The following is a 12,686-nucleotide window of genomic DNA, read 5'->3' as shown; positions in this document are numbered from 1 at the left end:
AGTTAATTGCTAAATTCTCCAGAAAATAGAAATCGCATAATTACGGGCTTTCCGAATCTTAAAACTGATTCACACTTCAAAATTGTAGGTAAACCAAATCCAAATTTTAATTGTATTGCTTGGGCTGGAAATAGAAGTGACGTTTGGTGGGAAGCTTTACCATTCGATAAACGCCCCTCATACACTTTAGAAGGCGTTAAACTTGATTGGCCATTTGATATTAAAAGTGAATTTTCTATTAGTGCTTTAATTGATTTGTTTAGTCACTTGAAATATGTTGATTGTATAGATTCATTATATGAAGAAGGCTTTAGGAAGGTTGCATTTTATGAATTGAATGGAGTCGCAACCCATGCTGCACGACAACTAACAGCAAGTCCGGAAACTGGTATTTGGACAAGCAAGTTAGGAGGGTCCTATACTATAACTCATGGAACTCCTTTTACTATTGAATCTTCAATTTATGGTAAGGCCTGTCACTTTATGAAAACAAAGATGAGTTAAAATATCTTTTTTATAGTAAATGATACTTAATTGTTTTAAGAAGTTTTTTTAAAGAAATGGTATTGTAATTATCTAACTTCGTTAGACTTATATTTTACTTTTCGATTATCATTGTCCCGACCAACCATAAAACAAAATCTACCTTGTAAAAACGATGAGTGAAACATTCTACATTAAAAATATGGTCTGTAACCGCTGTATAGCTTCGGTTTTGGAAATTTTCACTTCGGAGGGCTATACCGTAGAATCCGTTGAATTGGGAAAAGTAGTTGCTGCCGAAGGCCCCGAAAGTGATAAGAAAAAACTATCCCATACTCTTGTCCAGACCGGATTTGAACTCATCATAAACGAAACGGATACGCTTCTAGAACAGATAAAAGTGAAGCTGATTCATAAAATTGAAGCCGGAGAAACCGAAAATCTCTTTCAATCCCTGGCCGAGGAATTCGGTAAGACGGAAACGGCACTTAGCAAGCTATTCAGCAAGTCCGAAGGTATGACCTTGGAAAAATACACCATCAACCTAAAAATTGAAAAAGTAAAGGAATACATTCAGCTGGGCCAGCTCAATTTTTCTGAAATAGCATACAGCCTAAATTATAAGACCAGTAGCCATTTGGCAAGGCAGTTTAAAACCGTAACGGGAATGTCTATGACCGACTACAAAAGTTTAAAAAATTGGGATAGAAAAACCTTGGACAAAATTGTATAAATAAGAATCGTAATTGTGTAAAAGATTCGCTTGGCCTCTTAGTAATTTTACATTCTAAAATTAAGAGGAAATGACACATACCTATCATATACACGGAATGACCTGCAACGGGTGTCGCGGTCATGTAGAGCAGACGCTTTCTAAAGTAGCAGGTGTAACCCATGCTTCGGTAAATCTAGAGAAAGCGGAAGCAGTAATCCAAATGGAGTCCCATATTCCTTTAAAAATATTTCAAAAGGCATTGTTAGATGACGGTGGTTCGTACAGCATCCATAATTTAGGGGAACACGGGCATGAAGTAAAGAAAAAAGAAAGTCCTAAAGGTAAGGGCACAGGTACTTTTTACTGCCCCATGCACTGCGAGGGTGATAAAACCTATGATCAGGCAGGTGATTGTCCTGTATGTGGAATGGACCTGGTTGAGGAGCAAAACCTAAGTGCTAACGCTTCCGAACAATGGACGTGCCCTATGCACCCGGAAGTGGTTCGCGATGAGCCGGGAAGTTGCCCTATTTGCGGTATGGATTTGGTACCTATGCAACCGGATCTCTCCGCTGAGGAGAAAACGTACAAGAAGCTTATAAAGAAGTTTTGGATCGCATTGGGCTTTACCCTACCAGTGTTTGTGATTGCTATGAGCGAGATGGTTCCAAACAATCCCCTTTACGATATAATGGGGCAAAAGTGGTGGAACTGGATCCAGTTTGGACTTTCCCTTCCTGTAGTTTTTTACGCCACGTGGATGTTCTTTGAGCGTGCTTACCGAAGTATCAAAACATGGAACTTAAATATGTTCACTCTAATAGGTATTGGTGCGGGAGTGGCATGGGTTTTTAGTGTCTTTGGAATGTTGTTCCCAGATTTCTTTCCACCACAGTTCAAGACGGATTCAGGTGCGGTGCATGTCTATTTTGAGGCGGCTACCGTAATTCTCACCTTGGTTCTTATGGGGCAGGTATTAGAGGCGCGCGCGCATAGTAAAACCAATTCTGCAGTAAAGGAATTATTGAAACTGGCACCTAATAAAGCTATCCGAGTAGTAGATGGAAAGGAAGAAGAGGTTGCCATAGATAAAATTCAAAAAGGGGATACGTTAAAGGTAAAACCTGGAGATAAAATTCCAGTAGACGGTATTATAATTGAAGGCGAGACCAGTGTAGATGAATCCATGATTTCAGGAGAACCGCTACCTGTTAATAAAGTAACGGAGGACAAGGTCAATAGTGGAACCATAAACGGAAATAGGTCTTTCTTAATGAAGGCGGAAAAAGTAGGGAATGAAACCTTATTGTCGCAGATCATACAAATGGTGAATGACGCTAGCCGTAGTCGGGCGCCTATTCAGAAGTTGGCGGATAAGGTCTCAAGTTATTTTGTGCCTATCGTGGTAGTAATTTCTGTAATTACTTTTGCTGTTTGGGCCATTTGGGGTCCTGAACCTGCTTATGTTTTTGCGTTGGTAAATGCTATAGCCGTGCTAATTATTGCCTGTCCTTGTGCTTTGGGGTTGGCAACGCCAATGTCCATTATGGTAGGTGTGGGCAAAGGTGCACAGAACGGGGTGTTAATCAAGAATGCCGAAGCTTTGGAAAAAATGGATAAGGTAGATACGTTAATAGTAGATAAAACGGGAACTATTACCGAAGGAAAACCAACAGTGGAAACGATTGGTGTGTTAAAGGGCAAATATTCTGAACATGAGGTGTTACAGTTTATAGCTTCCTTAAACAACTCCAGTGAACACCCTCTTGCCGAAGCCACGGTAAAGTATGGAAAGGAGCAGGGTGTTGAAATTTTAAGGACAGAGGATTTTGAGGCTATTACCGGAAAAGGGGTGGAAGGGAAAATAAATGGTCAAAAAATGGCTTTAGGGAACCTTAAGATGATGGAGTATGTTAATGCCGCCTTAAATTCAAACTTAAAATATGAGGCCAATGAACACCAAAAAAAGGGTAAAACGGTATCGTACCTGTCCGTTAATGAGCAAGCAATAGGGTATGTTGTAATTGGCGATAAAATAAAGAAAACGAGCGCAAAGGCCATTAAGGTACTTCAAGAGAAGGGAATAGCCGTTGTTATGCTTACGGGAGATAATCATGATACCGCACAAGCCGTAGCTACAGAGTTAAATCTAGCTGATTTTAAAGCGGGAATGCTTCCCGAGGATAAATTGGCCGAGGTACAAAAATTACAGGAAAAAGGACATGTCGTTTCTATGGCCGGCGATGGAATCAATGATGCACCTGCATTGGCCAAAAGTGATGTTGGAATTGCTATGGGAACGGGAACAGACGTAGCCATTGAAAGTGCTATGATAACTTTGGTAAAAGGAGATTTGCACGGTATTGTAAAAGCCCGAAACCTTAGTGATTCCGTAATGCGTAACATTAAGCAGAACCTATTCTTTGCTCTAATCTACAATACAATAGGTATTCCTATTGCAGCGGGAGTGTTATACCCTGTTTTTGGGCTTTTGTTATCGCCAATGATTGCGGCTCTTGCTATGAGTTTTAGCTCGGTATCTGTAATTGCGAACGCGTTAAGGTTAAGAGCGGCTAAAATCAATTAATAAATAGCATTTCATGGGTTTTGAAAACTAGAAATTAAGCAGCGGTTACATTTTTATAGATTGAAATTTAAACTAAGCCATTCAAGGTTTGGGTAACGACCAGATAATTTAAGTTATCTTTGTTGTTCTCATTATTAGTGATTTGGATAAAAAACAAACGACTTTAAAGGATATTGCCGCAGAGCTTAATGTTTCTATTTCTACTGTTTCAAGAGCATTACAGGGCAATACACGTATAAGTGCGCAGACCAGGGAAAAAGTACTGGAGTTGGCGCAGGAGTATAATTATTTTCAGACAAAGCATATAAACCCTTATGCTAAAAAGAAGATTAAGGCCGTTGGCGTAATTGTACCCAGTATAAAATATCATTTGTACGCTATGGCCATTTCGGGCATAGAGCAAATCTTGGAGAAACATCAGATGCAAATAATCATTTGTCAATCTAATGAGTCGTACGAGAGGGAAAAAATACTGGTAAAAGAACTTATGGATATTGGCGTGGCGGGAATTATAGTTTCGTTGGCCAGTGAAAGCAAGGATTTTGACCATTTTTTAGAGGCTAAAAAAAGAAAGGTTCCCTTAGTGTTCTTTAATCGCCTTTGTGATGAGGTAGAATCGGATAAGGTGATTATTGATAACTTCAAGGCAGCTTACGATGCTACCCAGCATTTAATATCCGTGGGCTGTAAGCGGATTGCATATATTGGAGGTCCAAGAATTTTACAAATAAGCTCAACCCGACTTTTAGGCTACAAGAAGGCTTTACTGGATGCTAATATATTGGTGGAGGAAAAGTTTATTGAAAATTCCGATTTTACTAGGGAAGGGAACCTTAGTACCGCAAGAAAATTACTGTATTCTCCGGAGCATCCGGACGGCGTTTTGGCCTTTAGTGATCAGGTGGCCATTGGTGTTATGTTAGCAGCGAAAGAACGAGGTCTAAAAATGGCAGAGGATATAGCCATCATCGGTTTTAATAATGAGCCTATAGACGAACTTCTGGAGCCTTCGCTTACTAGTATTGACCAACCTAGCTATCAGATGGGAGTAGAATCTGCAAAACTGATTATAGATCGAATTGAAGATTATGATAAAGAGGTGTCTCGAGTGGTCTTAAAATCAGAATTGGTGATCCGTAATTCTACCAACAAGAACAAGTTGTAGAAAAACAAATCACCAAAACCGATAGTCTTATATAATTAATTCTTCTTTTGAACCAATATTACCCAATCTTTGTCCTGGTCCTTGGGTGGGTTGCCCAGCGCCACTACACCTTTTGCATCAACCGAAGTTACGGAACCGTCCAATAGGTCTCCTCCGTTTCTAGGGTCGTACCACTTCACTGAAAACGTATTACCCGAATCTCCCAAATTAAGAGAAGTCGTTTCCTTTCCGGGATGTAGATAAACTACATAAACCTCATCAGCTTTAGAAAAGCAGAATGAATCTGGATCTGTGGTTAAATCATCGGAGGGCCGCATTTCCCAAAAAGGAAGGTAGTTTTCAAAAAAGAGTTTGGCATGTAGGTTTTGGTTCCAAAAAAGGTCCCTGCTCCTATAATCCTGACAGGTAAGGTCAGAATGCGGACTGGCATAACCAAAATACCATTCAACACCGTAGCCTCCTGCAAGTAAAGTTCCCCATAGGGCGTTGCCACGTGCATCATTATGTTCCATGTCTTCTGCGTCCGGTAAAAGGGCTATTTTGGCCTTTCCGGGCTCATCAACTGCAATGGCCCATTTTTTACCCGCATCATCGGCGTTTTTCATCCATTTAAGAACCCGTGGGTGCACATCTTTAAAATCGGCCTCACTTAGTTGAAGAGATGCTCCCGTAAGCGAAGATTGGTCACCTACCAGTTCTGCATAACGGTAATCTTGGTCAGGAAACGTATGTAATACCCGGTGTGTATTGTAAGGGTCCAATTTTGCCACATAATCCGTTACTTCCCTAACATTTTCTATGGGTTGGTTGTTCTCTTCACCTATATTCCAGTTCATGGCCAAATGATGCCCAAAACGGGCAATAAGTTCACGATAGTACAATTTGCCCTCAACACCAAAGACACCGTTATCCATTAGATGGTCGGTTTCGGTTTCATGGGTCTTGAAGTGCAGGAACATTCCTTTTCGCTCCCCATAGTCAAAAATACGTTCCCATTGCTCCAACTTTGAAATATCCAAGCGGGTTTTATGGAACATGGTCTGCCATGCTTTTTTGTTTTTCTTGTCACTGGCATATTTGGTGTACTCTTCTTCGGATACCTTTAAGCGATATGGAAAAACATTACGGTCATCACCATCAACGTTAAAAGTCAAAAATGAAAATACGTTAAGACCCTCTGAAGCTAAATAGTTAATGGCGCCTAGTAGGTTTTTACCTTTTTCCCCTTGCCATAATAGATCCTTGGCATCTTCGTTAAAATCTTTCCTGTGGGGCTCCCATGTCTTTAGTAAGTCTAACGCGTTGGTAGTGGCGTCAAAATCACTGTATGCCAAAATATTCTCTGGGGCGTCTACACCTACTTTAATGAAATATTTGCCTGTTTCCTTAAATTTAAGATAGTGTTCACCTACATATTCCAACTTGCCTTTAGCCCTGTTGTCTATACCTGTTTTGTCAGATTCGGACACGGTAAAACTTCCCGTAACACCATCCATATATTCTCCACTGGTGGCGCTGTTACTGGTATCTGCAACGGCAATATTGGTTCCTTTTTTAAAGGATGCCTTAAAATTCCAATTTCCTGTAGTATTGGGAGCAAAACGTACAATCCATTTGTTTCCATTTTCCGCTCCTGTTTCTGCAGCATTACCATCGGCCGCGTAAAATCCGGGAACTACAAAGGTTTGGTCGTTGTTGGTAAACGTAACGTCTAGACGGTAATCCAAAAAAGGGTTTACTTCGTTCATTTCATCCGTAGATGGGCCGTTAAAGACCAGTTCGATCTTATGCCATTTTTTTAGCTCGCCCTGAACGGTATATTCCGGTTCGGATTCGCATCCTGAAACCAAGGAAGTCATAAAGAGCAAAGCGCTCAGGAAAAATGATGTTTTCATGTAAAGTCTGTTCATGTTTTCAGTTTTGAGTATGAGTTAATAGGTTGATGAAGTTACTTTGATTTATTTTTTTAAAGTTGAATTCGTATATGAAATAATGATGGCAAGAAAAAGCGGTTTGCTTTATAGATTAATAAGAAAAAACTAAGCAGGAACATTTTGTATCGATCCTGTTTATTTCGGTTCGTTTTGAATATGCATAAATACAAAATTTTGCACAAATCACACATCCTAATCTATATTTTTTGGGTAAGTTATAGATTAATTTATATATATTTGCTCAAAATTCAACACAATTATCAATATAAATGACATTTTGCGCAATATTTGCGCAAAAGCATTTGAACTACAATTAGAAAAGATTAGAAATGGGAAAAACGTACAAAATCGCCGTAGTTAATGGCGACGGAATAGGGGCCGAAATCGTTCCTGCCGGTGTTTCCGTGCTGGATGCGGTAGCCACTAAATATGGCTTTGAACTAGATAAAGAGGAATTTCCTTTTGGAGCAGGATATTTTAAGGAGCATGGCAAGTTCATGTCAGATGACGCTCTTGAAACCTTAAAAAAATTCGATGCCATATTTTTTGGAGCAGTAGGTCTGCCAGAGGTAGACGATACGTTGCCAGCTAGAGATTACACCTTTCGAGTAAGAACTTCTTTTGAACAATACGTAAACTATAGACCAGTAAAATTGTTTCCGGGTGTAGAAAGTCCGCTTCGCTATAAAACCGAAAAAGATATAGACTTTGTAGTCGTTCGCGAAAATAATGAAGGCGAGTTCGTGCAGAGTGGAAAAATAATGCATGGGGATAAGCCCGGCGGTATGGCTATGGATACCAGTATTTTTACTAGATTCGGTATTGAGCGTATCGCACATTATTCATTTAAATTGGCGCGTAAGAGAAGAAGCAAGGTTACCAATGTTACCAAATCAAATACATTGATCAATAGCTTGGCCTATTGGGATAGGGTAATTGCAGAGGTTGCAGAGGAGTATCCGGATGTAGAATATAACAAAATGTACATAGACAATGCTTCGGCAAGTTTTGTATTGCGCCCAGAGATTTTTGACGTTATTTTGACTACAAACCTCTTTGGTGATATTTTATCCGATCTTGGTGGTGCCGTTATGGGAAGTTTAGGTCTTGGAGGTAGTGGAAATATTAACCCGGAGAAAGATTTTCCTTCTATGTTCGAGCCTATTCACGGTTCAGCACCGGATATTGCAGGGCAGAATATTGCTAATCCAATTGGTCAAATATGGTCCGCCGCTATTATGTTGGATCATTTAGGAGAGACCGAGGCGGCAAAGGAAATTATGGCCGGTATAGAGGCTACGACCGCAAAAGGTAATCTAACCAAAGATCTTCGTGGTACGGCTACTACGTCAGAAGTTGCAGAAAGCGTAGTTCAGTTTATAAACGCAACAAAATTGTCAACTATATAAATTAGAATGATAGATAGGAAAATCATTGACCTCACTTTACCCATTGTATCCGGTGTAAAGGGCGTTTCTATAGACCAGGCCAAAACATTGGACAAAGACGGTTGGAACGCAACAACCTTACATTTGTATTCGCATAGCGGTACCCATATGGACGCTCCGGTACATTTTGAGGTCAATGATCAGACTATAGATCAATTGCCGGTCGCTCGTTTTATTTCTGAAGCTTGGGTGGTTAACCTTACGCATATCAAACCTAAAGAATCTATTACCGTAGCACATTTGGGCACTATTGCGGAAAAAGTAGAGGAAGGACAAAGTTTGCTCTTACATACGGGTTGGAGCAAAAAGTTGGGCACGGACGAGTACCGTGATGCATTACCTAGAATCAGCACCGAGCTTGCCCATTGGTTGGGTGAAAAAAAGGTAAATATACTTGGGGTGGAACCTCCTTCCGTAGCAGATGTCAACAATATCAAGGAGGTTACGGAGGTGCATACCATCTTAATGAAAAACGATATTATTATAGTTGAAGGACTTACTAATTTAGAAGCACTTTCTCAACCAAAAGTGACCCTTGTGGCACTACCGTTAAAGGTTGAAAATGGCGATGGTGCTCCCGCGCGTATCATTGCAATAGAAAATTGAACTTCATGTCGCATCCAGCACTTTTAAAATCTATTGAAGAAGGGGTTACGCTTTTGGGCCATGAGAAGGATATTCGGTCAGAGCTTGCTCAAAACCCCAAATCCATTGTGGTTTTAGATGATGACCCAACAGGCACCCAAACCGTGTACGATGTTCCCGTTATTACTGAATGGACCGAAGAGATTTTGGAAAACGAACTCTTGACGAGTCCTATTTTTTTTATTCTTACCAACTCCAGAAGTCTTCAAGTTGATAAAGCCGATGCCCTGGGAGAGCTCATAGGCTCACGGCTACAGAAATTGGCCAAGAAGCACCAAAAGAAACTTCTTATCATTAGCAGAAGCGATTCTACTTTAAGGGGGCATTACCCCAATGAAGTTGATGCCTTGGTAAAAGGAATGGGCCTAAGCAAAATAAAACATATTTTGGCCCCTGCTTTTTTTGAAGGCGGACGCTATACGTATGACGATGTTCATTATGTAAAGGAAGGAAATGAGTTTGTTCCTGCCGCAAAAACCCCTTTTGCAGCAGACAATACTTTTGGTTATTCAGCATCCAATTTAAAGGATTGGATTGTAGAAAAATCCGAAGGAAGGGTCAACAAATCACAGATTGCAAGTGTGTCTGTTCAAACGCTTAGAAATACCACTTCCGAAGAAATAAAATCAATAATAGAACAGCCAAAAACGACCCATATCATAGCGAACGCAACGTGTTATGCCGATTTGCAGGCCTTGGCGCTGGCCATTTTAAAAAGTAAGGACGCATTGGTTTTCAGGACGGCGGCTTCTTTTGTTAACGCCATTTCGGGTATTGCCCTAAAACCATGTCTGACAAAAAATGAAATCTTAAAGGATACGTCCTCCAATGGGGCATTGGTCGTAATTGGTTCCTATGTGCCAAAAACCACTGCACAGTTGGCGTATTTAAAGGAGAGAAGTAATGCTTTTTTCCTAGAATTGGATGTTTCCCATATTTCCAATATTGAAGTTTTTTGCAACGAGCTGGTTCAACTGGTCCAAAAAGCAAACGATTACCTCAAGACCGGAGAGGATGTGGTGGTGTTTACAAGTAGAAAAGTGATAAAAGGAGCTACAAAAAAGGAAAGCCTTGAAATTGTAAATCGGGTTTCCAATGCACTTATTTCTATTGTAAAAAAGGTAAGGGTACGCCCAAAATATATTCTTGCCAAGGGAGGAATTACCTCTAGTGATGTAGCTACAAAAGGGCTTAATGTGCGCCGAGCGAATGTCATGGGGCAAGTGCTAAAAGGGGTGCCTGTTTGGCAACTGGGTAACGAGGCAAAATTTCCTGACATACCTTACATCGTATTTCCTGGTAATGTTGGTGACGAGACAGCTTTACACGAACTGATTTCCTTATTGAAATAAAAAATATGAAGACACAAGGCTATTTTCCTAAAAGGTATTTTATGGTGGCAGGTACATTTCTGCTGGCCTTGCTTCTTTATGTAGATCGTGTCTGTATTTCTGTGGCCAAGGAGCCCATTTCTGCAATGTTGGACTTGAGTGATAAACAAATGGGTTGGGTCCTAGCGGCTTTTTCTCTAGGGTATGCCCTTTTTCAAACTCCGGCCGGTATGCTGTCAGATTCTTTGGGACCGCGTAAAGTACTTTCTGCAATTGTAGCTATATGGTCCGTTTTTACGGCTTTAACGGGAGCAGCGTTTAACTTTATATCACTTCTGATTGTCCGCTTTCTTTTTGGGGCGGGAGAGGCCGGTGCCTTTCCAGGTATGTCTCGAGCTATTTATACGTGGATTCCTCTACAGGAAAGAGGTCTTGTAACCGGCATTAATTTTTCGGGTTCTAGGTTAGGCGCGGCATTTGCACTTCCCGTAGTAGCTTGGATGATAGATGATTTTGGATGGAGGGTCTCCTTTGTTATTTTAGGTGTTATAGGGGTACTTTGGGCCGTTGCTTGGTATGTGCTTTTTAGGGATATGCCGGAAGAACATCCCCATGTTTCGGATAAAGAAAAGGAATTTATCCTATCAACAAGACAACAACAAAATACTAAAGTAAAGGCCGAAAAAATTAACATGGGAGACCTGTTAAAATCCAAAAATATATGGTTGGCCATGGGGCAATACTTTTGCAGCAATTTCACCTTTTTCTTTGCCCTTACATGGCTGTTTCCTCATGTTAAGAGTGAGTACGGCCTAAATACTATGGAAGCTGGCATATACACAGCAATACCTTTGGTTTTTGGTGCTTTTGGAAATTGGACTTCCGGGGCCCTAAGTGATCGTATTTATAAAAAGGGGAACTGGGACATGTCTCGTATTGTTCCGGCATCAATTGGGTTCTTTCTAGCCGCTGTAGGACTTATTGGAAGTATTTATATGGATACTGTTGAAGGCGCAATCCTATTTTTAAGTCTGGCTATTTTTGGTGCCGATATGACATTGCCGTCTTCTTGGGCCTTTTGTGTAGATATTGGAAAAGAACATTCCGGTGCCGTATCCGGTACAATGAACATGGCCGGAAATATTGGAGCATTTTTGACCGCATTGGCGTTTCCATACCTGCAGTCTTGGACAGAATCTACCACGCCGTTCTTTGTAGTGGGCGCAGTATTGAATACTATTGCAATTGTAATGTGGTTCAATATGAAGCCTCAAAGGCATTTTAGTACGTATTAAATAGGGAGCATGGCAAAATTAAAGGGAGTTTGTATAGGTGCTGGCTATTTTAGCCAGTTTCATTTTGAAGCTTGGAAAAGAATTGATGCGGTTGATATTGTTGGTGTTTGCGATTCGGTGAAAGAACGAGCGGAGGATATAGTTGACACCTATGGTTTTAAGCAGGCCTATTCTAGCGTTGAGGAAATGTTCCGGAATGAAAAGCCGGACTTTGTAGATATTATTACACCTCCCGAAAGTCATTTAGAGCTTTGTAAATTAGCGGCGGCACATAACATTCATATCATTTGTCAAAAACCTTTGGCACCTACTTTAGAAGAAGTCCAAGAGATTGAAGCGCTTATTGCAGGTTCGGAGGTTAGGATGATGGTACACGAAAATTTCCGGTTTCAGCCTTGGCACCGGGAACTCAAAAAGCTTTTGGACGTAGGAACAATTGGTTCCAAATTACACACCATAAATTTGCGAATGCGAATGGGAGACGGTTGGCAGACCGATGCCTATATGAATAGACAGCCCTATTTTAGGGAAATGGAGCGTTTGCTCATCTACGAAACAGGAATTCACTTTATAGACGTGTTCAGATACTTGGCAGGAGAAATCACACAGGTATACGCTAAACTCAGAACGCTTAACAACAACATTAAAGGCGAAGATTTTGCTTGGGTAAATTTTGATTTTGCGAACGGAAGCTTGGGCTTTTTGGATGCCAATAGGTACAATGAAAACACTTCCGAAGATCCAAGGTTAACTTTTGGTGCCGTACTTATTGAAGGGGACAAAGGTAGTTTACGACTTTATGATGACGGTAAGATTACGGTTCAACTTTTAGGCGAGAAAGAACGTCCGCATCAGTATACCTTGAAGAAACAGAACTTTGCAGGCGATTGTGTCTTTGCTACCCAACAACACTTTATTGCAAACCTCCAATCTGGAGCGCCTTTTGAAACGGATGTTTCTAATTATATTCCTAATATTTCGGTTTTGGAGAAAATCTACGAATCCAGCCGAAAGGGTCTTCCGCTTCAGGTTTAAATTTATTTTTTTGGGTTAATTTTTGGTTGGGATTTACAACGGCCATAC

At 40.6% G+C, this 12,686-nt stretch carries 10 protein-coding genes; 9 read left to right on the top strand and 1 reads right to left on the bottom strand.

What is annotated here, in order from left to right; all coding sequences use genetic code 11:
* The first annotated feature begins 6 nt into the window (after positions 1–6).
* The 4 genes from Q4597_RS02860 to Q4597_RS02845 all read left to right on the top strand — a co-directional run bounded on the left by Q4597_RS02860 (position 7) and on the right by Q4597_RS02845 (position 4,950).
* The gene (locus Q4597_RS02860; protein WP_303404662.1) at positions 7–504 is read left to right on the top strand and encodes a hypothetical protein; all 498 of its coding nucleotides are present in this window, start codon (positions 7–9) and stop codon (positions 502–504) included.
* 154 nt (positions 505–658) lie between these two features.
* Positions 659–1,216 carry an AraC family transcriptional regulator gene (locus Q4597_RS02855; RefSeq protein WP_303404661.1) on the top strand — a complete coding sequence of 186 codons (558 nt, stop codon included), beginning with the start codon at positions 659–661 and terminating at the stop codon, positions 1,214–1,216.
* A gap of 70 nt (positions 1,217–1,286) precedes the next feature.
* Positions 1,287–3,785, top strand: a complete 2,499-nt coding sequence (locus Q4597_RS02850; protein ID WP_303404660.1) for a heavy metal translocating P-type ATPase — start codon at positions 1,287–1,289, stop codon at positions 3,783–3,785.
* 142 nt (positions 3,786–3,927) lie between these two features.
* Positions 3,928–4,950, top strand: coding sequence for a LacI family DNA-binding transcriptional regulator (locus tag Q4597_RS02845; RefSeq protein WP_303404659.1), 1,023 nt, complete (start codon positions 3,928–3,930; stop codon positions 4,948–4,950).
* Positions 4,951–4,985: 35 nt separating this feature from the next.
* On the opposite strand, the gene Q4597_RS02840 is transcribed toward Q4597_RS02845, so the two are convergent.
* Positions 4,986–6,860: a DUF5060 domain-containing protein gene (locus tag Q4597_RS02840; RefSeq protein WP_303404658.1), complete on the bottom strand. Its 1,875-nt coding sequence runs from the start codon at positions 6,858–6,860 to the stop codon at positions 4,986–4,988.
* A gap of 353 nt (positions 6,861–7,213) precedes the next feature.
* Here Q4597_RS02840 and Q4597_RS02835 point away from each other — a divergent pair, with 353 nt between their 5' ends.
* The 5 genes from Q4597_RS02835 to Q4597_RS02815 are packed head-to-tail and all read left to right on the top strand — an operon-like array spanning position 7,214 to position 12,638.
* Complete coding sequence (locus Q4597_RS02835) at positions 7,214–8,293, top strand: tartrate dehydrogenase (RefSeq protein ID WP_215913494.1); 1,080 nt, start codon at positions 7,214–7,216, stop codon at positions 8,291–8,293.
* Between the two features lie 6 nt (positions 8,294–8,299).
* Positions 8,300–8,938, top strand: coding sequence for a cyclase family protein (locus Q4597_RS02830; protein ID WP_303404657.1), 639 nt, complete (start codon positions 8,300–8,302; stop codon positions 8,936–8,938).
* A 5-nt stretch (positions 8,939–8,943) separates the two neighbouring features.
* Positions 8,944–10,329 (top strand): four-carbon acid sugar kinase family protein, encoded by a 1,386-nt coding sequence (locus Q4597_RS02825; protein ID WP_303404656.1) that lies wholly within the window; start codon positions 8,944–8,946, stop codon positions 10,327–10,329.
* Between the two features lie 5 nt (positions 10,330–10,334).
* Positions 10,335–11,603, top strand: coding sequence for an MFS transporter (locus Q4597_RS02820; RefSeq protein ID WP_215913496.1), 1,269 nt, complete (start codon positions 10,335–10,337; stop codon positions 11,601–11,603).
* A 9-nt stretch (positions 11,604–11,612) separates the two neighbouring features.
* The gene (locus tag Q4597_RS02815) at positions 11,613–12,638 is read left to right on the top strand and encodes a Gfo/Idh/MocA family protein (RefSeq protein ID WP_303404655.1); all 1,026 of its coding nucleotides are present in this window, start codon (positions 11,613–11,615) and stop codon (positions 12,636–12,638) included.
* Positions 12,639–12,686 lie beyond the last annotated feature (48 nt).

It is taken from the genome of Zobellia sp. 1_MG-2023 (assembly GCF_030549125.1).
Classification (GTDB): domain Bacteria; phylum Bacteroidota; class Bacteroidia; order Flavobacteriales; family Flavobacteriaceae; genus Zobellia; species Zobellia russellii.
Note: the sequence above shows the minus strand (reverse complement) of the source record. Positions and strands in the feature narration are given on the sequence as shown.